At 57.5% G+C, this 26,274-nt stretch carries 22 protein-coding genes and 1 tRNA gene; 1 reads left to right on the top strand and 22 read right to left on the bottom strand.

Going from position 1 to position 26,274, the window contains the following annotated elements:
• Window positions 1-187 precede the first annotated feature (187 nt).
• The 16 genes from JONANDRAFT_RS05010 to JONANDRAFT_RS05085 all read right to left on the bottom strand — a co-directional run bounded on the left by JONANDRAFT_RS05010 (window position 188) and on the right by JONANDRAFT_RS05085 (window position 18,788).
• Entirely contained in the window at window positions 188-1,807 is a 1,620-nt protein-coding gene (locus JONANDRAFT_RS05010; protein ID WP_008523034.1) for an amidohydrolase, read from the bottom strand.
• Window positions 1,808-1,839: 32 nt separating this feature from the next.
• A complete protein-coding gene (locus tag JONANDRAFT_RS05015) occupies window positions 1,840-3,156 on the bottom strand; it encodes a Na+/H+ antiporter NhaC family protein (protein WP_008523036.1) in 1,317 nt (438 codons plus the stop codon).
• Between the two features lie 1,271 nt (window positions 3,157-4,427).
• A tRNA-Val gene (locus JONANDRAFT_RS05020) sits at window positions 4,428-4,502 on the bottom strand.
• A 60-nt stretch (window positions 4,503-4,562) separates the two neighbouring features.
• The gene (locus JONANDRAFT_RS05025) at window positions 4,563-5,855 is read right to left on the bottom strand and encodes an adenylosuccinate synthase (protein ID WP_008521460.1); all 1,293 of its coding nucleotides are present in this window, start codon (window positions 5,853-5,855) and stop codon (window positions 4,563-4,565) included.
• A 5-nt stretch (window positions 5,856-5,860) separates the two neighbouring features.
• A complete protein-coding gene (locus JONANDRAFT_RS05030; RefSeq protein ID WP_008521461.1) occupies window positions 5,861-6,787 on the bottom strand; it encodes a divergent polysaccharide deacetylase family protein in 927 nt (308 codons plus the stop codon).
• Entirely contained in the window at window positions 6,784-8,103 is a 1,320-nt protein-coding gene (locus JONANDRAFT_RS05035; RefSeq protein ID WP_233417390.1) for a S41 family peptidase, read from the bottom strand. Before JONANDRAFT_RS05035 ends, JONANDRAFT_RS05030 begins: the two co-directional genes overlap by 4 nt.
• A 140-nt stretch (window positions 8,104-8,243) precedes the next feature.
• Window positions 8,244-9,422, bottom strand: coding sequence for a murein hydrolase activator EnvC family protein (locus tag JONANDRAFT_RS05040; protein WP_035786886.1), 1,179 nt, complete (start codon window positions 9,420-9,422; stop codon window positions 8,244-8,246).
• Between the two features lie 2 nt (window positions 9,423-9,424).
• Window positions 9,425-10,309 (bottom strand): cell division protein FtsX, encoded by an 885-nt coding sequence (locus tag JONANDRAFT_RS05045; RefSeq protein ID WP_008521464.1) that lies wholly within the window; start codon window positions 10,307-10,309, stop codon window positions 9,425-9,427.
• Window positions 10,296-10,991 carry a cell division ATP-binding protein FtsE gene (locus tag JONANDRAFT_RS05050; protein WP_008521465.1) on the bottom strand — a complete coding sequence of 232 codons (696 nt, stop codon included), beginning with the start codon at window positions 10,989-10,991 and terminating at the stop codon, window positions 10,296-10,298. The genes JONANDRAFT_RS05045 and JONANDRAFT_RS05050 overlap by 14 nt, the downstream gene beginning before the upstream one ends.
• A gap of 1 nt (window position 10,992) precedes the next feature.
• Entirely contained in the window at window positions 10,993-11,937 is a 945-nt protein-coding gene (locus tag JONANDRAFT_RS05055) for a transketolase family protein (protein ID WP_008521466.1), read from the bottom strand.
• Window positions 11,925-12,722, bottom strand: coding sequence for a transketolase (locus tag JONANDRAFT_RS05060; RefSeq protein ID WP_008521467.1), 798 nt, complete (start codon window positions 12,720-12,722; stop codon window positions 11,925-11,927). Before JONANDRAFT_RS05060 ends, JONANDRAFT_RS05055 begins: the two co-directional genes overlap by 13 nt.
• The gene (locus JONANDRAFT_RS05065; RefSeq protein WP_008521468.1) at window positions 12,719-13,717 is read right to left on the bottom strand and encodes a polysaccharide pyruvyl transferase family protein; all 999 of its coding nucleotides are present in this window, start codon (window positions 13,715-13,717) and stop codon (window positions 12,719-12,721) included. The genes JONANDRAFT_RS05060 and JONANDRAFT_RS05065 overlap by 4 nt, the downstream gene beginning before the upstream one ends.
• Complete coding sequence (locus tag JONANDRAFT_RS05070) at window positions 13,714-15,630, bottom strand: DUF5693 family protein (protein WP_008523044.1); 1,917 nt, start codon at window positions 15,628-15,630, stop codon at window positions 13,714-13,716. Before JONANDRAFT_RS05070 ends, JONANDRAFT_RS05065 begins: the two co-directional genes overlap by 4 nt.
• Window position 15,631: 1 nt before the next feature.
• Window positions 15,632-16,222: a Maf family protein gene (locus JONANDRAFT_RS05075; RefSeq protein ID WP_008521470.1), complete on the bottom strand. Its 591-nt coding sequence runs from the start codon at window positions 16,220-16,222 to the stop codon at window positions 15,632-15,634.
• 3 nt (window positions 16,223-16,225) lie between these two features.
• Window positions 16,226-17,014, bottom strand: a complete 789-nt coding sequence (locus JONANDRAFT_RS05080; protein WP_008521471.1) for an undecaprenyl-diphosphate phosphatase — start codon at window positions 17,012-17,014, stop codon at window positions 16,226-16,228.
• A gap of 31 nt (window positions 17,015-17,045) precedes the next feature.
• Window positions 17,046-18,788 (bottom strand): ribonuclease J, encoded by a 1,743-nt coding sequence (locus tag JONANDRAFT_RS05085; RefSeq protein WP_008523046.1) that lies wholly within the window; start codon window positions 18,786-18,788, stop codon window positions 17,046-17,048.
• A 114-nt stretch (window positions 18,789-18,902) separates the two neighbouring features.
• Between JONANDRAFT_RS05085 and greA the strand changes: the two genes are divergently transcribed.
• Window positions 18,903-19,397, top strand: a complete 495-nt coding sequence (gene greA, locus JONANDRAFT_RS05090) for a transcription elongation factor GreA (RefSeq protein WP_008523048.1) — start codon at window positions 18,903-18,905, stop codon at window positions 19,395-19,397.
• A gap of 87 nt (window positions 19,398-19,484) precedes the next feature.
• Here the strand turns inward: greA and JONANDRAFT_RS05095 are convergent, their stop codons facing one another.
• From JONANDRAFT_RS05095 to glpX, 6 genes are all read right to left on the bottom strand, one after another.
• The gene (locus JONANDRAFT_RS05095; protein ID WP_008523049.1) at window positions 19,485-21,329 is read right to left on the bottom strand and encodes an LPS-assembly protein LptD; all 1,845 of its coding nucleotides are present in this window, start codon (window positions 21,327-21,329) and stop codon (window positions 19,485-19,487) included.
• The gene (locus JONANDRAFT_RS05100; protein ID WP_008523050.1) at window positions 21,326-22,057 is read right to left on the bottom strand and encodes a hypothetical protein; all 732 of its coding nucleotides are present in this window, start codon (window positions 22,055-22,057) and stop codon (window positions 21,326-21,328) included. Before JONANDRAFT_RS05100 ends, JONANDRAFT_RS05095 begins: the two co-directional genes overlap by 4 nt.
• 66 nt (window positions 22,058-22,123) lie before the next feature.
• Window positions 22,124-22,555: a hypothetical protein gene (locus JONANDRAFT_RS05105; protein WP_008521476.1), complete on the bottom strand. Its 432-nt coding sequence runs from the start codon at window positions 22,553-22,555 to the stop codon at window positions 22,124-22,126.
• Window positions 22,552-23,616 carry a hypothetical protein gene (locus JONANDRAFT_RS05110; protein WP_008523051.1) on the bottom strand — a complete coding sequence of 355 codons (1,065 nt, stop codon included), beginning with the start codon at window positions 23,614-23,616 and terminating at the stop codon, window positions 22,552-22,554. The genes JONANDRAFT_RS05105 and JONANDRAFT_RS05110 overlap by 4 nt, the downstream gene beginning before the upstream one ends.
• A 9-nt stretch (window positions 23,617-23,625) precedes the next feature.
• On the bottom strand, window positions 23,626-25,104 hold the full coding sequence (locus tag JONANDRAFT_RS05115) for a LysM peptidoglycan-binding domain-containing M23 family metallopeptidase (protein ID WP_008523052.1): 1,479 nt from the start codon (window positions 25,102-25,104) through the stop codon (window positions 23,626-23,628).
• 144 nt (window positions 25,105-25,248) lie between these two features.
• Window positions 25,249-26,271, bottom strand: coding sequence for a class II fructose-bisphosphatase (glpX, locus tag JONANDRAFT_RS05120; protein WP_008521479.1), 1,023 nt, complete (start codon window positions 26,269-26,271; stop codon window positions 25,249-25,251).
• Between the last annotated feature and the right edge of the window lie 3 nt (window positions 26,272-26,274).

Consider the following 26,274-nt stretch of genomic DNA (forward strand, 5'->3'; position numbering starts at 1 on the left):
GGGAAGAAGCGAAAAATGCCTCAGCAATGAATTGGAAAATTTTTCTCTCAATCAAGTCGGATCAATTATTCGTGTTATCCTCAAAGCCATGTATCGGCAACAAAAAACGAGAGATTCAGCACAAACGCTAAACCTCTCGTAGCTTAGGACCATATCCAGTGAGGACTATAATCTTTACGGATATATTCTAAGACTCAAAAACTATCCGACCGTTAGAGACTGTGAGACAAGGTTTCGTTTCAAGTATCTGCCATGGATCGTCAAGGGAGAATAGGTTTTTATCTAGGACGACGATATCAGCGTATTTGCCGCACTCTAATGTCCCCAACTTGTCTTCCATAAAAGCGCCATAGGCTGAACCATAGGTATAGGCTTTGAGCGTCTCACTCAGCCCTATTTTTTCGCTGGGATTCCAGCCTCCACTAGGCTTACCATCATTATAAAGCCGTGTGGTAGCGCGGAATACAGCTAGCATTGGGTTGAGTTCGTAAATTGGGAAATCCGTCCCAAACTGAACATGTGCGCCGGTTTCCATTATTGAACGTATAGGCCAAGTACCTGCGGCTCGGTCTTTACCAAGCCTGTCAAAATACGGGTTATCATCAAAGCTGTCGCACAATGAAATGTGGTTCGGCTGCATAGAGGCCACAACTCCGAGCTGCACAAATCTCGGAATATCCTCTTTCTTAATGATCTCAATGTGTTCTATCGTGTGCCTAGAGTCGCGTTTCCCATTTTCAATTTGTGCTTTTTCGTAACAGTCCAAGGCACGTCTGACAGAACCGTCGCCGCAGGCGTGCATTCGAACGCGGAATCCCTCCTTGTCGGCAGCGACAACCCTTTTTTCAAGCTCTTCTTTAGTAATACGGCTTGAGCCAATACTGTCCGGTTTGTCTGAATAAGGATCAACCATTAAAGCTGTCCAGCCCGTGGCTGTGCCGTCTACTATGTGTTTCAGCCCTGAGAACGAAAAAACATCCGAATGATACATCTCGCGCAGTTTCCGAGGACGCTTTAAGTCACCCGTCAGCCCCACAGCCACAAAGAAACGCGTCGTTAATTTTCCTTCGCGCTCAAACTCCCGAAGTATTTCCAGGTTGCCAATGTCAATATCAGATCCCTGGTAGCACTGGATATTGCTTATGGCTGTGACTCCAAGTTTTTTTGCTTTGTCTAAAAATTCTTGGAGGATTTCGCCCTGCACGCACATGGGCATATCAAAAGCTAAAGCAGCCACTACGAGCATAGACTCTTCAGAAATATACCCCGTCAGCTCGCCGTTTTTGTCCCGCTCTAAAAGCTCCGGCTTAAGCTCCTTGTGGTTTGCTATGCCGCTCTCTTTGATGGCAGCAGAGTTTATCCATGCTGAATGGCCCTCGAGGTTGATTAGATATACTGGCTTATCGGGGAGCTTCGCATCAAGTGAATGCTTGCTTGGGTTGTTCTGCGTTCCCCATGTAAGATTTGACCAGTCAGTACCCACAATCCAGTGCAGCTCAGGATGGGCATCAGCAAAGAGTTTCACTGTGTCAACTGCCTCAGCTTCACTCCTGCATTTGGAGAGGTCAACTGCTCGGGCAAAGATTCCACCAAGGAACGCATGCACATGCCCATCAAAAAAACCGGGCATGATCAACTGCTCTGGATACTCCTTCACAACTGTGGCAGCCCCCATATACTCACGGGCTTCTTCGGGCGAACACACGCTAATAATTTTGTTGCCTCTTATACAAACAGCTTTCCGAACAGGATAATCTTCAAGACCGGTAAAAACATGGTCGCCGGTGATAATCAAGTCAGCTTCCATAATACTGGCCCCTTTCAGAACGCTCGCCTGATTTAAAGGACAAAACCGCCAACTGCGTACAGCACGCACGCGACGCCGGCGCCGATAAGTGCGTAAGGAAGCGTCGTCATACCGTGATCTGCAGTAGTGATGTTAAGCGCTCCACTGTTCATGATCAGCGCATCGGAAAACAGACAAGTCTGAGAGCCAAATGCTGCTGCTGAGAACACGGCACCGACAGTTAAGAATACGTTAACGCCCATACCCTGCGCAAGAGGAATAACTATTGGCAACATAACAGCCGCCATGCTCCAGAAGCAGCTGGTAACGTAAGCATAAATCATGCAGACGATGAAGGTAACCACGGGAAGTAATCCGCCCTTCATGATAGGACTGACGACGCTGATAATATAGTTTGCAAGCCCCAACGTGTCGTTTGCATCTTTCAGAGTAAAAGCGACGATGAGCAGCGTATCAATAAACACCATATTCTTCATGCCCTGCATGAGGGTTTTGAAGAACTCGTCGTACGTCATGGTCTTCGTTGCCATAAAGACCACGAGACAGACAACGATCGCTGCCAGAATTCCGTAAAGCATCTCGTTTTCGCATAGAAGAGTGACAAGAACGAGCGTGATGACAGGCAGCAGGAAGTTGAGCAACATCGGCTTGTCTTGCTCTTCTTCAGTCTCCTCGTTGACCAAGACAGGAGATATTTTCTTCATGGCGCCAATAGCAGGAATGATGCCCATGGCAAAGAACAGGGAGACTAGCATTCCTAACCAGCAGTAGAACAGATATGGAATGATAGCCAGATACGCGTTATAGCCTGTTCCGTTAACAGTTAAACCGGAAGTTTCCAGAAGACCCGCAAAGAAAACGACCCATGAGGATATAGGAACTACACAGCAAAGGTTCGCTGCGTTGGCGTTAACAATATAGGCCAACTCCGTTCTCTTAATACCATGGGAGTCGGCAACCCCCATCATAGTCGGCCCGACGGTCAGGTTGTGAAGATAATCGTCGAGGAAGAATACACAACCCAAAAGCCACGTGATGACCAAAGACCTTTTGCGAGTATTTGCATATTTCAGCGCCACTTTTGTAAAGCCACGCAAGCCTCCTGATTTTTCCAGCAAGGCAATCAGGGCACCAAATAAGGTCACCACGAGGATAAGCCATATCATATGGGATGAACCCATAACTTTATATAGGGTTGCTACCCAACGGGTGATAAAAGATCCCTTATACAAAATAACATGTCCGACCAATGCCGCGACAAGCAAAGGCTCGAGAGACTTCTTCGTAGCAAAAGCCACAATAAACAGAACCGTTACCGGAACAACAGAAATCAATCCCCAGTTTTCCAAAATAGCCCCTCTATTCTTTTAATTTGCATACTTTGAGCGCCTGAAACAGTCCTCAAAAATTAATAACTAAATTGTCGGAAACACCCCTCCTTTTAGCGCAAATTTATTCATTTTTATTCCACTGCCAAAACATGACAAGAAAATACCGCCGAGAATGCGGCGTTAGCCTGAATCTCTATTGCACATGTTTCCGTCTCATGCATGAATTAGCCCATCTTCAACACTGACGCGAAGGTTTAACACAGTTACCCCAAAAAATATCTTGTGAGATATTCCTTTTTGTGTAACGACCGTTGTTCAGAAGAATTCCACAAACCACTTGCAATATTTACCCTTAACGGCAAGAGCATGAACACTGAGTGTAACCGTTCAGAGTTTTCTGAGCTTCAGTGCAACTCAGTTTCCCAGTAGATAAATACGCATGAAAGTACTCCGATACTTCATATTCATGCTCTTTTTCGCTGCCCATAATGAGTCCAAGTCACAGACTACAAGCGAGACTGCCGAAATATTCGCCTAGTTATCTGCCAGCAAAAATGCCACTCATTCGTATTCTTTCCGCCGTCGCGTTTGCAAGATTCTCTAGATTCCTGCTCGCGAAAGACCCTCTCTGGGAGCGTTACAGCTAAGTTGTCTTCAACCTTTTAGACGGCGTTTTCTGTTTCAGATATCGGAATTTTTCCGCTGTGGCTTTAGTCTCTTTCATCGTGCGACTCTTCCGCGCGGACTGAATTGAACGTTTCAGCCAAAGTCGATGCTGTCAGCAAAGCGTCTCACCTACAACAGTGGCCATGGCAAACGTCTCCATAGGTAGGACATAATATAATTTTGTAAAAATTACGCGTTGCCTTCTTGCTTTACTCAAATAAAGCTATAACCAGACCACTCAATGAATTAGCAATGAATAATCTTGTTAACTTATACCCCCCCCTCCGAAAAATGTCAAAGGGTAAGTTGAATTTTTTTATCAAAACCGTATTGAGATGCATAGCAGGCCCTTCGAGCCTTAGTCCAAAAATCGACCGTGGCTCGGCTCGAGTTAAGTGAGAAGTACTAAAGCTGCTGCGACAGTCATTACACCAGAAGCTTCATCATCACTTCCAGCAACAGCTTATGCGTTTCTAATCGAGAGACGGACTATTAAAATTCACCATACGCTCTGGGACTCTTCATATCGCGATACCGCGTGCGTTAACAATTAAAATGCACCCGTTTTGAGCGCCAATAAAAAAGCCCCGCCGGGAGCAACCCGGCGGGGCTTCTATTTTTGATGGTGGGCGATACAGGGTTCGAACCTGTGACCTCTTCCGTGTGAAGGAAGCGCTCTTCCACTGAGCTAATCGCCCGAACACAGGGCATTATATCGGTTCAGCGGGAAATGTGCAAGTTTTTATTTTAGGGATACGTTACTTCTTGACGGAGATGTACTGATCCCGCTCGCTGCCGACGCCGATCATGGTGACCGGAACGCCCGCTACTTTTTCAATGAGGGCCACGTAGTCCCGCGCCGCTTGGGGCAGGTCGTTTAGTGTCCGAGCCGCAGAGATGTCCGTTTTCCAGCCCGGAACCTGAGAGTAGACGGGCTGGACTCGAGACAGGCCCGCTTCTGACGCGGGGAACTGAACCGGCGCCTCTCCGTCGCCGGCTGTATAGCCGTTGCAGTACCGGATTGTGTCAAAACTGCTCAACACGTCGAGCTTTGTCAGGGCCAGTTCGGTGATACCGTTAATACGGACGGCATACCGAAGGGCAACCAAGTCCAGCCATCCGCAACGGCGCGGTCGGCCGGTTGTCGCACCATACTCGCCGCCGCCGGCCCGAAGCGCGTCTCCGCCTTCGCCGGTGTCTTCTGTGGGGAACGGGCCGCTGCCCACTCGAGTGGCGTACGCTTTGACGACGCCGATGACCCGGCTCACGCTGGCCGGGCTGATCCCCAACGAGACGGGACCGAATCCTGCAACTGTGTGGGAGCTGGTGACCATCGGATAGGTGCCGTAGTCGACGTCAAGCAGAGTGCCCTGCGCTCCTTCCAGCAGGACGGTCTGTCCGTCGTTCAGGGCTTCGTTGACTTCATAGGACGCGTCGGCGACGTACGCTTTTAAGCGCCGCCCCCAGCTCAGGGCTTTTTCGTACAGCTCGTCAAACGGCAGCGGGTGCTGGTCATACACCCGGGTGAGAAGAAGGTTCTTCTCGTCCAGCGCCGATTCCAGCTTGGTCCGGAGCAGATCGGGATCCAGAAGGTCTTCTACCCGAATGCCGGTGCGGGCGTACTTGTCCACGTAGCACGGGCCGATTCCCCGGCCAGTCGTGCCGATTTTGTGGCCGGTGGATTCGCGACGTTTTTCCTGAGCCTGGTCGAGCAGCTTGTGATACGGCATAACGACCTGGCAAGCCCGGCTGATGACAAGGCGCGCCCGATCCATGCCTTTTTTATTGAGAGCGGTGATTTCCTCTTCAAACGTGTCAGGGTCAAAGACGACGCCGCTGCCGATGACACAGGTTTTACCGGCGTAGAGCATGCCCGAGGGCAGCAGGTGAAAGACGTACTTTTCCTTGCCGACGATGACTGTGTGTCCAGCGTTGGCCCCGCCTTGGAAGCGAGCAAAGACGTCCACCCCCGCACCGAGAGAATCGACGATACGGCCCTTGCCTTCGTCGCCCCACTGGGCGCCGATTAACGCGATTACCGAACCTTTCATTCTTCTTACCTCCTAGCCCCCTCTTCGGGGAACCACAGCTGGTGCAATGGGACAAACTGCACGCCGCCAAACTGCTGAGAACAGACCCACCGCAAAAACGGCAGCGTGCCGGTTCGGGCATGACAGATGGCGATTCCGACGCCACGGCTTCGAGCTATGCGAAGCGCTTTGGCGAATTGCCCTTTCATGTAGTCCAAGTCGCTGACCCCATCGATGAACGCCATATTTGCCAAGGCCGGGACGCCGTACTTGGCGACGGTGCTCCGGGCTACCGATTTGCCTGACGTCCGGCTGTCAAGGAACCCCCAGCCGGTCTGGTCGGCCATGGCGGCCCCGAAGGCTTCCATGGTGTTCTGGCTTGACGTGGCCTTGGATCCTCGGTGATTGTTCACCCCTAGAGCTCGGGGGAACAAACTGCGCATCCGTTCGACTTGACGCCGCACTTGCTCCGGTGAGCTGTCCGTCCCAATGAGGTAGTCCCGATGGCCGGCCGGATCAATGATCGCCTGCATGGGCAGGTGGACGATGTACGGCTGGCCGATTTTGTCAGCCAGATGGGCGCAGCTCAGGCTGGCCGAACAGTCCGGCATGATGGCCCATGTGAACGACCGGCTGGGACCGCCAAGGGAAGCAATTTGCTGCGCAATCGTCAGGCTGGTCCCAAAGTCGTCAATCACGAGAGCCATCAGGGCTTTGCCGCTCCGTTCTCCCGGTTCTCTGCCCGCCTCTGGCTCAACGATCGTGGGCTCAGGGCTGGGAAGGGTCCCCAAATTTTGCGGGGCTTCGCCTGAAGGAGCTTCTGCACCGCCTGAAATGACCAGCAAGGGCAGAGGCTGCTTTTGCGGCGCCGGCCGGGCCAGGGCCAAGGAAATGGAGACCAAGGCTATGACGGCAAGCAGGACAGCGCAGGCAATGAAGGTTGGGCGCCTCATTTCTTTAGGGGCGCCGGCTCCTTCGCGTCAGGCTTTTTGACCGGTTGATTTTCTGAAGTTTTCTCGGAGGACTTGGGCGCTTCCTTCCCGGCGTCAACCTGCTCGCCTGCAGCCGGCTGGACTGGCTTCGCTGGGACAATCTGTTCCCTAGTTTCGCCGGCGACAAGCCGATCGAGGATTTCTTCCGCCTTTTTAAGCTGCTGGTCCTCGCCGAGGGCTTTCAGCCACTTTCTGTCGCTTTCGGCCTTTTTCTCTTCCGGGGTCATTTCTTCCCACGCCGCCTGTTCGCGCTTACTCTCTTTCTGTTCGGCGTCCAACTGAGAAGCGGTTTTCTCTTCCTCAGGCAGCTTATCCTCAATGTCCGGCGTCAGGCCCACGTGGTCGATCAGCTCGCCGCTTGGCGTGTAGTACCGGGCGATGGTGACGTAGAGTCCGGCGCCGTCAGCCAAGTTGAACAGGGTCTGGACTGAGCCCTTTCCAAAGCTCTTCTCCCCCACAAGGATCGCCCGGCCGCGGTCCCGCAGGCAGCCGGAGACGATTTCCGAGGCGCTGGCGCTGCCCCCGTTGATCAGGATGACCAGCGGTTTGGACGTGAGAGTTCCGGGCGTCGCGCTGATGGAGTCGTTGGCTTTTTCAACCCGTCCTTTGGTGGAGACGATAGGGCCGTCGTCCAGGAAGAAGTCGCAGATGGCCGTCGCAGCGTCAAGCAGACCGCCGCCGTTGTTCCGCAGGTCCAGAACGTACCCTTTGACCTTTTTTCGCTCCAAGGCTTTGATGGCCTTTTTCAGGTCATCAGCCGACGTGGCGATAAACTGGCTGAGCCGCAGGTATCCCACGCGGTCGCCGACGACGGTGAATTTCACTGACGCCAGCTTGATGTTCTCGCGTATCATGCTCATTTCCAGCAGCTGGTCGACGCCTTTGCGGCGCACCCAAACTGTGACCTTTTTGCCCGCTTCACCGCGAAGCATTTTAACCACTTCGTCCAGTTTTTTGCCAACCACGTTCGTCTCGTCTACTTTGACGATCTCGTCGTTGGTCTTGAAGCCGGCTCGGAACGCCGGCGTGTCGTCAATCGGGTTGATTGCGACGACCATGTTATCCTTTTGGGACACGACGAGTCCGATGCCGCCGTACTCGCCTTTGATGTTCATCTCTTCCTCTTCCAGGTCCTTCGGCGTGACAAACCGGGTGTACGGGTCATTCCACGCCTGCACCATGCCGCGGATTGCGCCGTAGACCGCGTCCTGGTCTTTGGCAGGCTTCTGGGCGCCGTCAACCTGATACGTTTCGATGATTGTGCGAACTTGTTTCATCAGCCATAGTTCCTCTGGGGTAAACGGAACTATCTGATCCCACGTGGCGCCCTGACAGGCCGCCGGGACGGCGGCCCCACAAAAGCACACAACACCCGTGATAAAAGAACGAAGCCATTTTGAACTCATATGTATCTCCTCTATTTAGGCAAATAGTCTACTGGATTTTTCGCCGTTCCGCCGATCCGAACTTCAAAGTGAAGGTGCGTCGCCGTGGCCACGCCGGAGCTTCCGACCCGGCCGACCGTGTTGCCGGCGCTCACTTTTGCGCCTTCCTGCACTGTGATGGCGCTCAGGTGGGCGTACACCGTCGACATTTGATTGCCGTGGTCAAGAATAACGATTTGGCCGTAGCCTCTGATCCAGCCGGCATAGAGCACAACTCCGTCGCCGGCGGCCTTAACCGGGGTGCCTTTGGGCGCCGGCAGGTCGATGCCGGTGTGCATGCTCCGGGTTTTGAACTTGGGATGAATGCGCGGGCCAAATGGGCTGCTGATCCTGTGCGAGTCTAACGGCCAAGCCAGCTTCCCTTTGTGAACGACCGTCGGCATGGCAGGCCTGCCTTCGGTTTGACGCCGTCGGGCCTCTTCAGCCTTTTGTGCCAAAAGCCGGTCGATAGTCCTCTGCAGGGCCAGCTGGTTATTCTTGAGCTCTTCCAACGCGGCCTGATGGGCTTTCTCGTTCTGCTCCAGCTGCGCCATGACGGACTGTTTTGCCTGGGCGTCTTTCCTCGCCTGGCTTTCTTCAGTCGCCAAGGCCTTTCTCCGTCCTTCCAGCTGCGCGCGGTTCGTTTCCAGCGCCGTTTTGTCTTCGGAGAGCTTTTTTCTTTCCGACGCCAGTTCGGTGATCATCGCTTGGTCGCTCTGGGCGATCCGTCCCAGCATGTAGGTTATCGAGCCGAGCTCAACAGCGCTGCTGGCAGAAAGCAGCAGGTTGTAGTCCGCCACTGTCCCGTACTTGTAGATTGCCACGAGCCTTTCGTTGAGCAGCTTCTGAAGCTCTTCGATCCGCCCGGTGCGTTGCACGATTTCTTGGGAAAGCCGTTTGGTCTCCTCGTCGTTTTTGCGAATCTGCAGTGAAAGAAGGTTGATTTTCTGCCGGGAGACGGCCATTTTCTGATCCAGCTGTTCGAGCTGGCCAGAATACGTTTTTTGTTGCTGTCTGACCGTTTGAATTTCGGTCTGGTGGAACTGGGTCATTCGGCTTACCCGATCCAATTCATCCTGCTGAGCTTTGATCTGACTGTCCAAGTCGGGCTCCGCCCACGCGCTCCCGGAAAGGATGAGCGCCGCAGCGGCAAAAAGCAGGCAGCGCCGCATCGTCACAGCGGCTTCGCCGCCCGGCGGACGAACCGGTCGGCGACCAGCAGGCTGCAGAGCCAACCGAGCGCCAACCCGCCGCTCACGAGAAGGAGGACGACAGAACGAAGCCCGCTGTAATCGGGAACGAGCCCGAGAAACGGAAGGACTTCATTGATATCCGCCACAGCCGAACCGTACCCGGCAAAAAGCGCGCCGCTTGCCAGCAGACTCCCGCCGACGCCAAGCATCATGCCTTGAATGACAAAGGGAGCGACGGCGTAGGTTCGAGTCGCGCCGACAAGGAGCATGGCGGCAATTTCCCGCCGCCGTGAGTCAATAGCTATTCGGACCGTGTTGTAAAACACCAGCGCGCAGATCAGCGACGCCAACGCTACGATCGCGACGCCAACCCGAGTCGTCATGTACGACAGCCGACTGAGCCGGTCAGCTAGGCCGCCGGCGTAGATAAAGTCTGTTACTTCGCTCATCTGGGACAAACTACGGACCACGTCAGGCACCAGACCAGCTCGGGCGACGCGCAGCTCAACGGCCCAGGGGAGCGGGTTCGCCCCGGCCATCGCTATGGCCTGAGACTGGGCGCCCAGCTTTTCTTTCAGGCGAGCCAGCCCTTCGTCAGGCGACACGACCTGCCGGGAGACGACGGCTGGCACTGAACTCATCCTCTCGCTGACCGCCGCGGCGTCCGCTTCGGAAGCGCAGAACGCCTGAACGACCAGATCGCTCTCCACTCGGCGCGCCAGAGACCGCACTGAAAGAGAGAACACAGCGCTGCAGCCGACCAGCAAGAAGAGAGCCGTCGCCGTCAGCAACGTGAGCAGACTCACGCCCCAATGGCGGCCGGTAATTCGGAAGGCGTCGCGGACGACGTATCTAAAAGTTCCCATCGCTGCTGTACCTCCCTTTCCGCTCGTCGCGCACCAAGCGCCCCTGGTGAAGCTCAATGACCCGGTGGCGGTACGTGTCCACCATGTCGTGGTCGTGAGTGGCCACGATCACGGTCGTGCCGGCGGCGTGTATCGACAGCATGAGCTTCATCACGTATTGGGCGGTATGCGGGTCAAGGTTGCCCGTCGGCTCGTCAGCTAAAAACAGCCGGGGACTGTTGACGATTGCCCGGGCAATGGCTACGCGCTGACGCTCGCCGCCGGAAAGCTGGTCGGGCCGCATGTCCCGCCGGTTCCACAGGCCGACCCGGTCCACGATCTCATCGGTCCTGTCCCGGATCTCTCTGAGAGGGGCGCCGCAGACTTCCAACGCGAAGGCGACGTTCTCCCACGCGGTCAGCTGGGGCAAAAGCCGGAAGTCCTGAAAGACGACTCCCACGTCGCGGCGAAAATACGGCAGATCTGAGCGGCGAATCCGCCGCAGATCCACGCCGCCGACGCAGATTCTGCCGGACGACGGCAGAACTTCCCGGGTCATCATCCGCATGAACGTCGTCTTCCCCGAACCGGTCTCACCAATGAGGTAGACGAACTCCCCTTCGTCTATTTGAACGTTCAGTTCGGAAAGAGCCCGAATATTCGGGTCAAATACCTTGCTGAGCCCAATCGCTTCGACCTGCACTCTACCGCCTCCTCATGGCCCATACTTGAACAGCCGCTGTGACGATATCCCGGCTCGATAGGCCATAGTACTCCAACAGCTCATCGCACAGGCCGGATTGTCCAGCCCGATCGCGAATCGACAGGTTCTTGGCAGGAACCGGGTAGGCGCTGCAAAGCAGCTGAGCAACCGCCTCTCCCATGCCGCCGGCCTGCCGGCCTTCTTCCACCGTAACGACGCAGCCGGTCTTTCGGGCTGACGAAAGGATCGCGTCTTCCGGCAGGTGCGTCGGCGAGAAAACGTCCACCACGCTGGCGCCGATTCCCTGCCGCGCCAAAACTTGGGCAGCCTTCAGCGCTTCCCGGATCATCATACCACAAGCGCAAATCGTCACATCGCTCCCGTCGGTCAGGGCCATCCCGCGCCAGTTTTCCTCGTCCAACGGCAAGGGACGGGAAAGGTCCTGGGCCGGGAATGCCGACGGCAGGCGAATATATGAGGCGCCAGCGTCGCCGGACGCATGAGCCAGCAGGAAGCGGGCCGAGGGGCCGTCCGACGGCATCAGAACGGTCATGCCGGGAAGAGAGCGCATGAGCGGAATATCCTCAAGCATTTGAGACACCGCTCCTTCTGACGAGCCAGAAAGGCCGGCGACAGTTGAGACAAGCCGGACCGACAGCCCGTTAAACGCGGAAAGAACCCGAAGGGCGCTGTACGCTTCAGCGACGAGCTCCACCGACGGGCCGAGGCACCATACCTGCTTCCCCGCCCGGACAAGCCCAGCTGCCTGCGCGGCCAGAGCCTCAGAGGACGGAATCGCTTTCTCAGTATGAGCAGGAAGGTTCCGCTCCAGCTCGGCCGTCAGTTCCCGATCGAGGCCGCTGGAACAGAGGATCCTCATGTCCGGCGTCCGATTGGCCAGCTGAACCAGCGTCTGAGCGAGTCCCTGCCGAACTAAAACGTCCATGATATTTCCTCCTCCGGAGGCGAAGGCCGTTTTTCCAGTTCGCCGATCGCCTGCTCTCGGTCAAGCTGGGACATTGGCTTCTCAGAAAAACGGCCGGGCTGTTCGAGAAACGACACGCCTTTGCCTGAGCGGCAGCGGCAGAACAGGACTTCGGACTGAGCGGAAGAGCTGAACGCGCGCCCCATCGCCTCGAAGTCGTGGCCGTCGATTTCCCGCGTCGCCCAGCCAATCTGAGCCAGCTCGTCCGCCGTCCGGCGCGGTGCACTGTTTTCTGTGACAGTAAGGATTTTAGGCGTTTTTTCAGCGCCGCCTAAGGCCTGACACGTCTTCCAGAAGGTTTCAACCTGAAACTCTTCCGCTTTCACGAGACAGAACACCTTCACAGGCCGGACGTTTCCGCGGAGCATGCCGTATGCCAGGGCCAAACTCAGGGAAGAGGCTCCTCCCGGCCCATCAATTCCCGGCGTGTGCCGATCGTCCGGCAGTCCTTGAAGCAGGCTGCCGAGCTTTCCCCATGACCACAGGTTCTGCCGGCCGAAAAAGCCTCGGCGAGCCAGAACAGCGTAATAGGCCGGAACGAGCCGGTCATCGGCCATGATCAGCCGATCCCGGTCCAAAGCGCCTAAATGGACTGGATCGACGTTCAGCACTCCCCAGTACAGGGCGACAAAAAGGTCAACCGCCGAAAGGGCTGACGCTATCCGCGCCGGCGGAAGTCCAGCGGTCATTCTCACCACGTCGCCGCGCACATCCGACGCAATTCGCTCCAGCTCAGAGGAAGTCATCGTCCAGCTTCCTTTGTCAGCGCCTCCTGAAGGACCCGTCGCAGCGTCTCCGCCGCGCCGGCCAAAGCAGGCCGATTCTTCCACGGAACGCACTTGGCGGGACCGCCGGACCAGACGGCCCCGCCCCACTGGCGGACAAAGCCGGCGACTTTCGGGTCGTACGAAACGGCCTGATAGTCCCGACCGGTCAGCAGCGCCAGAGCGCCAAAGTGAAGCCTCATGCCGAAGGCCGCCTTCGCGCGGGCGAAAATCCCCGTTGGGTCGTCAACCGACGGCCGAACTACTTCAGCTAATTGGACGTCGGCGACCAGACAGGCCTGCTCCAAGGCCCGCTTGTCTTCAGGCGCCATTGCCACGCCAATTAGGGGAAGTCCCGCTTGCTGAGCTGCCTGACCGGCCGCCGCGGCGGCACTTGCCGCCAGATCGTCGTGGCCGGGACGGACGTTTAAAAGCATCGCGCCGCCGCTGGGTTCGTCCGAGACGAGTCCAGTCAGAGCCAAGGAAAGGTCAGGGACAAGACGGCAGGCCAAGCCGAGCTGGTGACAGACTTCCACTGACTCGCTGTCCCGCACCGTCAGCAGACTGCACCGTTTAAGCGCCCAGCGGGTCAGGGAACGGGCCAGCCCGCCTTCCAGAGGGCCGACCGACTGACCGATCGCCCAAACGCGGCAGCCGGCCAGCCGGGCCAGCGCCACAAGTCCAGCGTAGTAGAAAACCGACCGGAGACTCGTCCGATCCTGAAAAATGCCGCCGCCGGCAAAAACGAGACGCCGCGCTCCGCGCAGGGCCTTGAACAGCGACAGGACCTTCCAGCGATCAACCGTTCGAAGCCCGTACGTTTCCGCCGTTTTCTGAGGGGACGCGGACGCCGCAATCAGCTCGCTTCGACTCACGCCCGCCTGTTCAAACAGGCTGACGGTCCCAAGTAGCAGCAGCTCATCGCCTAAGTTGTCGAAGCCAAAGTACCCCGCCAGCACGGCTTCCGACTTCTTCACGCCCCACGCCCCCGTTCAAGTAGCCGGCGTCCCCATGTCACGCCCCAGAAAGCAGCGGCCAGCAAGACCGCTCCCAACAGGAGCCCAAGCCACCAGCCGTTGAGGTCCCGAAGGACTGTCATGAACAGCGGCGTGTGGAAGTGACAGAAGCTGTTGACCGCCGACGAAAAGGCAAGCGTGACGGCCAGCCGAAGGATCTCCCGATAGTGCCCCCACAGGCCGTTCCGCTTGAGGAAGTACCAGAACACCAGCGCCGGATACCCGACAAGGAGCTCTTTGCTCCGAGGACGGGCCACTAAAACCGACTCAAGCCACTGACGAGCTGTCCGCTCAAAGCCGGGGACGAACGTCGTGTTGTCGCTCCTGACGACGACGACCGCCATGGCGGCCAAGACCACCACGCCCAAAAGGATCTCACCCCACAGCGGCGGACGGTTCAGGACTTCCTGCAGCGACTCGGGGTGCTCTCTGCTCTGCAGGTCAAGCAGGAGAACGAGAGCCAGCGGGAGCAGCAAGGTGAGCTTTACGCCGGAAAACGTCACCAGCCGGGAGGTGTAGGCCGACGTGGAAAAAAAGCTCGCCACAACGAGCCCGCCGACTAGGACCATGGCAAGCGCCACCAGCACGCCCCTCAGGGGAGCGCGCCACAACTCCATCGCCGTCAGGCTCGCCTCGGCGGCTAAAAGTCCTGTGACGAGACCTCCGGCCAGCCGGGCCGTTATCGGGACAAAGTAAAAGACTGCGCCCAAAAGAACCCCGGCCGCAGCCGTTTTGGCTAGGTTCAAAGGGGTTGGAACCCACTGGACGTCCACCCACCGCATGCCGTGACGCAGGACAAGGGCAACCGACAGGAGCCCCAGACCGAGCGCCGACCAGATCATCTTTCCAAAGAGCGGGAACCCCTCAGGCCATCCCCTGCCGATGCCGGCCCTCGTCAGCATCTGTCCAAGGCGCCTGATGTCTGCCGCATAGTCGTCAACTGACTGATTCAGCCCTTTCAGCGGGTCGGGGCGCAGAACCAACAGGCGAACGGACCGCTCGACGGCAGCGCGGACCATGCGTTCGAGCATGGTCTGCCGGTCTATTCCTCTGGTAAGGACCTCTTCGTCGGTGACGCTGTGCAAACTCACCACGTTCGGCCACGCTGAGTTTACCCCAAGGGTCTCGCCTACTTGGGTTGAAAATTCAATTTGGGCGACGAGGATCCCATACTGGCGGACAATCTTTCCCCAGTTTACGCTGGGGTAACCGGCGGCGACGTCGCCGGCTGGGGCGAGAACTCTAATGTTCTTGTATAAGCCTAAGAGAAACGACGTGCTTTCGACGAGCGACGAACTGCTCTCGCCGCCTTGAGCCGGGCGATAGATGACCGGCACGCCTTGATTGTTCAGCCAGTTCAGCATGGATAGGTCAGGAAGCACGCCAAGGGTCTGAACGGCGCTCGGCTGAAACGGCAGGACAAAATAGCTTTCCTGCCCCGCCACGACTCCCAGCCCGGAGGGAAAACGGCGTTTCAGGTAGTTCAGGCTTTCGGTCACGTCGCACGGGGCCTTCAGCCTGATGACCGTTCCGGAGTTGTGCGCCCAAGCGGCCGCGACGGGCTCCGGCGCGGACATCAGCGAAAGCAAAGAAACGCCTTCCACCGCACCCTGAGCCAGCGCCTCCCCTGTGGCCTCTGAGGCCATAATCCCGGAAGCGCCGGCGCTCAGCAGATCGACGACCTTTTGAAACCGATCGGGCGTCCCGGCCAACCCATCCAGATGAGAGCCGTCAACGACAATAGCTGCAGATCTGACGCTTCGCTCCCAAGAGACGCGCCGCCACAGCGACGGAACGGAAAGAATTAAGGCCGCACAACAGATTACGCCGAACCAGCCAAATCTTTTCAACAAATCTTTGACGTTAGTATTCACTCTATACCTCCCACAGCTTGGACAGGCTGCCGCCCTGAAGGACGAAAAAATCAGCCAACAGAGCCATCGGCAGTCCGACAACTGTTGAGTAGTTTCCGTCTATCCTGTCAACCATCAGGGAGCCTCGGCCCTGAATGGCGTACCCGCCCGCTTTGCCTTTCGGCTCGCCGGAAGCCACGTACGCCGCGATGTCAGCCTCGGCCAGCGGCTTGACGTGGACTCTTGTTCGGTCAAGGCCGACCTGCGCCTCTCCGCGTGGGGAGATGAGCGCCAGGCCGGAGCAGACTTCGTGCCACCGGCCGGACAACCGGGAGAGCATCGCAGCGGCCTCGTCGTCGCTGTGGGGCTTTCCAAAAATTTCCCCGTCGCAGACGACTACCGTATCGCTGCCAATAATCCAGCAGCCCGGCCAACAGGGCGCAACGCTTCGCGCCTTAGCCGCCGCCAGTCGCTGAACCAGCTGTTCAGGCGTCTCGCCTGGCAGCCGAGTCTCGTCGGCACTGGGCACGACGGCTTCGAAACTCCACCCTAACGCCCCCAGCAGTTCCCGGCGGCGCGGGCTGGACGACGCCAATACGACAGGCGTTTTCACGGCTCACCACGGCCAGACGATTGCCGTAACCCCGATGATCAGACAGTACAGGGAAAAGCCGATCCACTTCTCGCTCGTGACAAGCCGTCGAACCACAGCTAAGGAGAACAGGCCGAACAGAAACGCCGCGGCAAACCCGAGAACCCAGCCCGAAGGCAGCAGAGAGAGAGAGACGTCGCGGAGCTCCAGCAGCGCCGCGCCGAGAATCGCGGGAAGAGAGAGCAGAAACGAGAAGCGAAATGCCTCGTCCTTCGCCAAACCGCAGAACAGGGCCACGACGATCGTGGCGCCTGACCGGGATATCCCCGGCAGGACGGCGATTCCCTGAGCGATGCCGACGATCAGGCCGATCTTCCAGTTCAATGAGTTCCGTCCGCTGGAAAGGACCATCGGCAGGGCTGTCAGCCCGGCCGTAATGAGGAGCATGACGCCGACCAGACGAGGCGAATCCCCGACAGCTTCGGCAACCGGCTTCAGCGGCAGTCCTATACAGGCCGTCACAATCGTCCCAATGACGACGGCCCAACCGAACCGCCAACCGTCGGAGCGGCGCCCGTTCTGGGAAATGAATCCCGAGGCGAACTCTCCGGTCAGGCCGACGATATCCCGAGCGAAGAAACAAATCGTCGCCAACATTGTCGCCACATGAAGCACCAGATCGAACGCCAGCGCAGGCCCCTGAAAACCGAACGCGTGCTGAAAAAGGGCCAAGTGCCCGGAACTGCTGACCGGCAAGTACTCAGTCAGCCCTTGAAGCACCCCTTGACCCAGAGAAACTCCCCAACTGCCCATGACCTAACAGCTCCCTTCGCGGACTGCCGCGCTACTTTTCGAGTCTGGATATTACAGGGATCACACAGGACGACGAGTGAATGTATTTGCGCAGCAGCTCCTTGCACCGGAGCACAACCTGCCGCCGTATCAAGCTTTCGTCGTTACCGCACCGTTTCACGGCCCGACGGACCGCGTCGACAAATTCCTGACGGATAGCCGCCGCGTCGTCCAGATGGATCTGGCCGTAGCTTTCGAACTGAGGATCCCTGACAAGGCCGCCGGAAGCGTCCGTGACGATGGAGACGACCATCACGCCGTTTTCGGCCAGGTCCTGCCGTTCGCCCACGAGAGAGCTTTCCTTTTCACCCAAAGCGAGTCCGTCAACCATCACGTCGCCAGCAGGAACCTGCTTGTCCGCCGACGCGCCGGACGACGTGACCGTCAGGACGTCGCCGTTGTGCAGCAAAAAGACGTTTCCCTCCGGGACCCCGGTCTCCTGAGCCAGCCTGCCGTGACGGACCAACATGCGGTATTCGCCGTGGACAGGAACGAAGTACTTCGGCCGGGTCAGGTTGAGCATGATCTTCAGCTCTTCCCGGGACGCGTGGCCCGACACGTGAAGCTGCTGCTCTTTCTCGTAAAGGACCTCGCAGCCCAGCTCAAACAGCCGGTTGATCGTCCGGCTCACAGTTCGCTCATTGCCCGGAATCGGCGTGGCAAATAGGGCGACCACGTCGCCGGCGGTCAGCTTCACCTTGTGGTGCTGGCCAGTACTCATCAGGACAAGGCCAGAAAATGGCTCGCCCTGACTGCCTGTCGTCATGACGACCAGCTCGGAAGGGTCATATCGGTCAATCTCCTGAAGAGGGACAACGACGCCCGGCTCGGACGTTAAGTACCCCAGCTTGGTCGCCATGTCGACGTTGTTGACCATGCTCCGGCCGGCGAAAGCCACGTGGCGACCGAATCGAGCCGCAGCGTCCAGCACCAGCTGCACCCGATTCAGGTTACTTGCAAACGACGAAATAATGATACGCTGTTTGGGGTAATCCCGAAGCAGTCGATTCAGGGATGGGATGAGGGTTTGCTCCGATGGGGTAAAGCCTGGGCGCTCAACGTTCGTTGAGTCGGCCGCCAAGAGGAGCACGCCCTTTGCCCCCAACGACGCGAGGGTCGCGTAGTCAGTCCCCCGGCCGTCCACTGGCGTCGGATCCAGCTTGAAATCGCCGGTCAAAATGGCCGTTCCAAGCGGCGTGTCGACGGCGACGGCGACGGCGTCAGGAATGGAGTGACAGACGGCGATAAACCGAACCGTAAAGCACCCGAGCTTCACTTCCTCCCCGGCAGCCAGCTCATTCAGCTGGGGCTTAAACCGGGGGGATGACTCGGTCAGTTTGTGCTCTATCAGGCCCAGTGTGAGGCGGGTGGCGTACAGCGGCACGTCGTACTTAGGCAGTACAAACGGCAGCGCGCCGATGTGGTCTTCGTGCCCGTGAGTCACGACGATTCCCCGGATTTTATCCTTGTTTTCGTCCAAATAGGACGTATCGGGAATGACAAAGTCAATTCCCAGCATCTCTTCGTCGGGGAACATCATGCCGCAGTCGACGATCAAGATGTCGTCGCCGCAGCGCAGAACGTACATGTTCTTTCCTATTTCTCCCAGCCCGCCCAGCGGAATAAACTCCAGCGTCTGCCGAGACGTTCTCTTGTGTCCGGCAGCGGACCGGCGGGGGGCGCGTTTCACCGCCGGTTTAAGCGGCGCCGAAACTTTTACCTCGTCTTTTTTCAATCAAATACCTTCTTTGGACTGATGTATTTTTCTCCTCCGGAAAAGCGACCTCTCACAGCCGCTCGCCATGCGGTATAATAGCTGTTACTTCTTCACGAAAGCGGAGGGACCACCGTGACTGAAACGAAAAAGAACGACGAATCAATTCAAATGACCCGCCAGGGCTATGACGCCCTGATGGCCGAGCTCATTCACCTGAGAAGCGAGGAGCGGTACCGCATCGCCAAGCGCATTGAGGAGGCCCGGTCGTTCGGTGACCTGAGCGAAAATGCCGAGTACGCGGCAGCCAAGGACGAGCAGAGCAAACTGGAAGGGAAAATCCAGTCTCTCGAGTACCAGCTCAACCGCGCGGAGGTCGTTGACTCGTCGAGTCTGGACGGCTCTCTGATCGCCGTGGGAACCCAAGTGACCCTGATGGATCAGACTTACAGGAAACAGTTCGTCTACTCTATCGTCAACTCGAAGGAAGCTAACCCCAAAGAGGGGCGAATTTCCTCGGCAAGCCCGGTCGGGCGGGCGATCCTCAATCGACACAAAGGCGACGAAGTGATCGTCAAGACGCCCAAGGGCATACGAAAACTGAAGGTCCTCAAAATAGACGTCATTTAATAACGACGAACGCGATTTAATTTTGTCACAGAAAGAACCCAGCGGCCGGACCTCGCCCCTTCGGTGAGGCCCGGCCGCTTTTTATGTTCATTTTGCTGTTTTTTCCTTCGTGGCGTCCGTTCCCTTTTCCCCTGACGATAGGCCGACGTACACGCCGTCTTCTTCAGAAGTTTTCTCCGTTTCCAACGTTGGCGGCAGAACGTGCTTCGTCGAGCTGGCCTGCTTTCGGGCCGGCACACCAGGCCTAGAGAACGCGTTGGAGATCCCCGCCAGGCCCAAGGCCTGCCGGGACTCGGGGAACGCAGTCACCTCAAACGCGATGCCGTACTTATCGTCATCCTTGTCTGTCAGGTCATCATGGACGAAGAACCACCATCGGCTGCAGCAGTGATTGTCGTATATCAGCTGGTAATCAACCGACTTGAGCTCCCGATGCCAGTGACCGTCACTTGCTCTCGAATCCCGCAGGTCAACCAGTCCCTGCACGTCCAAGTGCCAGTGGCTGGTCACGTCAAATCCGATCCGCGGGTACAGCTGATCCGCGTCGCTGAACCGATCCCACGAGAACGGAGACCTTCCACTGACCCGCTGGCGCAGGTATGCCAACCCCAAAGAGAACCCCCGATGGCGGAGAAGAACGCCGACCTTCGCGGTCGTCACGTCCTGAGTCGGGCTGCCGGTCACGTCGTAGTGATACTGGTGGTACGACGCGTCAACAAACGGCGTGACGGTCCACTCGCGCCCCAAACTAAAAACGTAATCTGTGAAGTACCGGCCTCCCCAGCCCCACCGGGTTCTCCACGCCGGATCCCGATAAAGTCCAGCTTCCTGATAGCGCCCCCAGACGCCATCGAACTGACAGTACTGGCCCCAGTTGCCTATATACAGACCAACCCACGGGGAGCTGACTTTAAACTCGGGCTTGCGCCACAGCGTCGTCTCATACGCCTCTTCACCAGGGCGCCGGTAAACCGAAAGGGTCTGTCGCTCAGCCCAGTACAGTTCCGCATTCCAGCCCGAATGGCCCAAAAGGAATCCCCACCGTGGACGGAGCTTTTTCTGGTCAAGCTCTTTGTTCCACTGGTAACTGTCCTCCGCGTAGGCAGAAAGCCACGGCGTGATGCTCTGGTCCACTCGAACTTTGCCTTCAAAACCAACGTGAGACCATAGATACATGTCGATTGAAAGCTGTCCCCCAGTCCAGAAGAACGCTCCCTTGCTGACGATTCCGAACTGCCGATTGCTGTCGTACGTCAGACTGGGAGCAAAGGGCTTTCGGCGACCGCCCGTGCCGCTGATAACGAGATCAAACGGGTAAATAAAAACCAGGTGACCTTTGAGATATACCCGTGGGCTCTTGGCGATCACCCACCGGCCGGGGACAATCACCATTTGGCGGGTTCTCAGGTGATAGTGAGGATGAACCTGTTTGCAGGTCGTGACGATCACATCGTGCATTTTAACCGCTACGTCGTCTTGAGTGGTTTCTTGAGCGTAACGGGACTTAAACCACCCCTGAGAAAGGGCATCTTGAACCGGAGCTAACTCAGCCTCAGGGCTTTTCAGGTAAGCTGTTCCTAACCCTGCAGGCATCTGCCCTGTCGCTTCGATCAGCTGCCCTTTTTTCTCGTCCAACTGATAGACGGCGTATTTTCCTCGAACGATCTGCGGGCCTGACGAGAAGACGATTGGCTCTCCGACAGAATCACTCCAAGCCTCTACGAGCTGAGTTTTCGTGTTCATCCGTATCCGGCTGGCGCGAAGCTTCATCCCCGAGTACATCAGAACCGCGTTCCCTTCCGCCGTCGCAAGCCCTGATTTCTGGTCGTATTCCACTTGGTCGGCGTTCAGAGTTGTGGGCACGGGAGCAGCTGCCCAGCAGGCCGAAGATAGCAGATAGGCGGCGACAATCAGAATAACACAACGCTTCATCGGTCGAACCTCCACATGATGATCCCATTTTCCAAATGAACGAACTGCCCATCCCGAACTGTTCCTCTGTCTCCGACCAACCCGTATCCCAACGCCGCGATCAAAACGCCATCCGGAAAGCTCCACTGGTCTTCATTTTGGGCCCAAGTCGCGGCCGGCGACGCCATGTCCACCGGTGAATCGGGCCTTTCCCAATTTCCTGCGAGATTTTGAAGGGCCAACGTTTTGGCTGCCCCGTTCCACTGCCCCTCGGGGCAGAACAGCCGAACCAGAGTCCCGTCAGACCGATGATCTTCCAATTTCACGCCCTGAGAAAAGCTCCATGTGTCAGCGCTGTTTTTCCATTCCACCAAGCCGCTCTGCCACTCCAGATGGCCTTCAGGCCTTTCCCAGCTCCCTGATGGGGTCTGAAATACCGCCAATCCATTTTTATCCGAGTAGGTTCCGCTGGGAGCATGGAGCGTCTTTTTGCTTTTTTCCGCTCTCGCCTCGACGCCCTCGAACTCGTCGTGATCCGCCAGCCTGGCGGCTTGGGAAACGGTAACCGTCCAGACGTCGTTCCCGCTGGGGCGGGAGAAACTCAAGTTAGAGAAGGTAATCTTTGAATCTTCAACCTTTACCGCCCCTACAAAAATATTCAGCCGAAGATCCCGGTACAAAAGGACTCCAGCACCTGCGAGGGCTCCCAAACCAACGCAGCAGAATAGGACTAGCCGAATGTGCTTCATGCCGCGTTCTCCTCCCGGCGCTTTTGAGTAAACGAGCCTCCCTTTCTGCAGGGAGGCTCGTGGTAATCACAGACGAACGTCGATAATTGCCGAAACCCCAACACCATGAACCCGTTTAAAGCCTTTGGTCACGTTGATCTGGTCAATAGGCACGAGGATTTTAGCCCGAACCTTGTCCTTAAAGTCCGCTTCCAGCTGAACGACTGCCTTGCAGCGCTGCACCCCGTCAGCCTTAGGACCTGAGACTTGAGCTGCTCCGATGCGGGCTCCGCTTCCAAGGGAGAGGATCGGCACAACTTTGGTGTATTTTTCAGATTCGAGCCCCTTGTTGAACGTCACGGTGTTGATGAACTTGTTGATCTGGTCGGAAAACTTTTCAACCGCGTAGCCGCCGACAATCCCGCCCAGAATGCCCCCCAAGCTAACCGCTTGAGCCGGTACCTGAGCTGTCGTCGAAAAAAGGCAGGCCGCCCCGATAAAGGCCAAGAATCGCTTCATAGGCTGTCCACCTCACGATCGGCGTTTTTAGACGCCGGCTTTTTCGGCGCGTCGCCGGACTTCACCGCTGGAGACTTCCCTGCATTTCCGGCGCTTTCGTCGATAAACTTGGTCTGAAGCATCGAGTTTAAGCTCGCCGGGACGACGTATGCCTGAACGCTCTGCTCCTGAACCGTCTGGGCGTAGAACACCGTTCCCGCGGGAATGGTCTTGGCGTTGCCGCGGACGAACAGCCCGCCGACGAGCCCAACCGGACCGAGGACCGCTGCGCCTAAAATGCTCGCCCCAGCCGCGGAAGCGTAACTGAACTCAAATTGAGCGGCTTTTTTCGACGCTTCACCTTGGGCGAGCGGGATCGGATCAGGCCCCAGCGGAAGAAGTTTATCGACGTTAAACCGAATTTCCGACGGCTGGCCGAAAATTCCCGGTTTTTTCACCTTCGTCACAACGCCCTGAAGCAGGCTGCCACGGGGGGCAACCAGCAAGTTGGGCTCAATCACCACGTCATGGGTTAAAACTGCCTGAATGACGTCTCCCTTTTTCGTCGTCGCCGGTTTCAGGTCTTGAAGCAGCTCGGCCCGCACGACCGTATCAGTCGGCAGCGTCGCGGACTGTACCGCTAAGGGTTCAGAGACAACCTTGGAAAGAAGCCGCTCAACCCGCATCGCTAAGGGCTTTTCGCTCATCGCTTCCCCTTCAAGGCTAGCTTCAAGCTCCGGGACCCGCTTGGTCAAAGGAGCCAGCCGATCCCCGCCCTTTGAGGCAGCGGCCCATTCGATCACGCCGAGCTTGAACAGCAACGACGGCTGGTCGCCTGAGCCCTGCTCTATGAAGTTAGCGAGGGCATTGCTCCGCTCTGCCAAGCTCCCCGGCAGCTCTCTGCCAAACAGGTCTTTTTCCACCGCTCCAAGCCGAGCATCCAATCCGCCCAGTCTGGCCTGACCGTACACGACTTCTTCCAATCGGCTCATCTGGCTCGCAAGCTGGCCTTCGTCGGAAGCGGCCAGCGCAAGAGAAACGCCCACGCAGATCAGTATGACTGCCAGTAAAATTTTCTTCATAGCTGCCTCCTATCGCAGATAACTCATAGGATTCGTCGGCTTGTTGTTCAACCGAATTTCAAAGTGAAGGTGCGGCCCGGTTGACCGTCCGCTGGTGCCAACTGTGGCGATAACCTGCCCAGCGGAAACCTGCTGCCCCTTGCACACCTTCAGCGTTTGGGCGTGAGCGTACAGCGTGGAGCTGACGCTGTCATGACGGGTGACGACGACCCGGCCGTATCCGTTCATCCAGCCAGCAAAAATGACCTGCCCTGCTCGGGCAGCCCGAATCGGCGTGTGCCGCGCGCCCTGAATGTCAATGCCGGTGTGGAACCACCGACGCTTTGCAATAGGATGAATTCGCCAGCCGAACGGGCTGTTGATCCGCCCCCGCAGAGGCCACGCAAACTTTCCCTTTCCGACTGAAGCAACCGCAGCCGCTGTCGCGGCCTGTGGGGCCTTAGTGATGAACCCGCCCGAAGCTGAAGCGGCCTTGCAGGCCGCCACCGTCGCGCTGGCGCCGGGGATGAAGAGCTCAGCTCCAACCGTGAGTTTGCCGTTTGCCGGAATGTTGTTGGCCATCCTCATGGCCGTCTCCGAGACGTCGTACTTTTTAGCCAGCGCCGGCAGCGTCGTGCCCTTTTGGACCTTCACGACCAATCCGTCCTGATTGGGGATCCTGAGGGCCATGCCGGGACGGAGCATATCCGGCTTTTTCATCGTGTTGGCGCCAAGAATCGAGTCCACGCTCAGGTTGAACTTCGCGGCAATGGACCACAAACTGTCGCCGGCAGCAACTGTATAGTTGGTCCAAGCGATAGGATCGGCCTTCTGTTTTTCCGATGCCTTTTGAGCGGCCCGGAACTTTACCTCGGCCAAAGCGTCATCGATCGCGTCGCTTCCCTTTGGAACGATGAGAACCTGCCCGCAGGTGAGGCGATTGGCGTTCTTAATCCCGTTAACCGTCATGATGGCAGAAACGGGCACGCCGTACTTTTGGGCGATATCGCCCAAGCTCTCGCCTTTGGCGACTTGATGCTCGACCCACGGGGCCTCGGAACACAGCGACGGCACTTCCACGCCCTCAACGCTCGTCGCGCTGTTCACCTCCGAGAGGACTACCGGCGACCCGGCTGCCGGAGCGTCCGGATCTGGCGGCAGGAATTCCGGCCGATCCAGACCAAGCCGATCCCGTCGGTCCAGATCGTTGCCCTCGTCGTTGGGGTTCACCTCTTCCAACGCGAGGCCTTCTTCTTCGTACGACGCAGAAGGCCTGACGACCAGCGAGTTGCGGCCGTTCGTCAAAAGGGACTGAGACACGTCGTCAATAGTTCCAGCTTCAGCTTTGCTGGCTTTCAAGATGTCAACGACAGACGAGGATCCTGTCTGACCGGTCTTCGGCACTTGGCAGTGCCAAACAGAGGCTGTGAGCGCAGCCGCGCCGGCAACCATCAGAGCCAAGCACGACCAAAAGGCGATCCGTTCGTGCAGGCTTCGTGATTTTGGCAACAGAACACCAACTCCTTTGGACGCTGAAGAGAATCAACGCCGGGATTGTTATGGCTGTTGAGGGAATAAAAATATCATCTCATTATAGCATTCCTCTTGGCTGGCCGATCTCAACTCTCCTTGCAGAGCCGAAAATCCATTTCCCTACCTACTTGACGCTGTGTACTTCATGCCGGAGAGCATGTCCAGCTTCCGCGGCTGGTGCTCGGCTGTCAGAAAGCGAACCGTGCCGCTCTTTGACCTCATGACCAGCGAGCTGGTGACGATTCTCGCGCCGTCATAGCGGACGCCGGACAAAAAGTCGCCGTCGGTAATGCCCGTGGCGGCAAAAAACACGTCGTCGCTCGACACCAAGTCGTCCAGCCTGATGATCCGATCCATATCAAAGCCGTCCTTGAGGGCCGACGCAAGCTGCCCTTCGTTCTTCGCCCAGAGGCGGCACTCCATGGCACCGCCCAGCGCCTTGACCGCGCAGGCGGTAATGACGGCTTCCGGCGTGCCGCCAATTCCCATGAGCAGGTCGGCGCCGCGCTCGGTCTTGCAGGTCAGAAGCGCTCCGCCGATGTCGCCGTCCGGAATCAGCTTGATTCGCGCGCCGACGGACCGGATTTCTTCGATGAGTTTCTCGTGCCGCGGACGGTCCAAAACTACGACGGTCACGTCGCCGACCGCTTTGTGCTTGGCTTCGGCCACGCGGCGCACGTTCTCAGCCGGGCCGACGGTGATGTCGATGGCGTCCTTGGCCTCGGGGCCAGTCACCAGTTTGTCCATGTAGAAAACGCTTTTCGGGTTGAACATCGTCCCTCTCGGAGCCCCGGCAACCACGCTGATAGCGCCGCTGAGCCCCATGGCCGTCAGACGGGTGCCGTCGATCGGGTCAACGGCGATGTCAATCGGTACGCCCTTGCCCGTGCCGAGCTTCTCGCCGTTGAACAGCATCGGTGCCTCGTCCTTTTCGCCTTCGCCGATGACGACTATGCCGTCCATATCGACTGTGTTCAGCATGTACCGCATGGCCGAAACGGCCGCGCCGTCGGCGGCGTTCTTGTCGCCCCGGCCCATCCAGCGGCCAGCCAACATGGCAGCCGCTTCCGTCCCGCGGCAAAACTCAAGTGCTAAGTTTCTATCCGGCGCAGAACCGTTTCCAACCCCAAAAAGGCTTTCCATCCC

Origin of the sequence: Jonquetella anthropi DSM 22815 (assembly GCF_000237805.1) — a bacterium.
GTDB classification, from domain to species: Bacteria; Synergistota; Synergistia; order Synergistales; family Dethiosulfovibrionaceae; genus Jonquetella; species Jonquetella anthropi.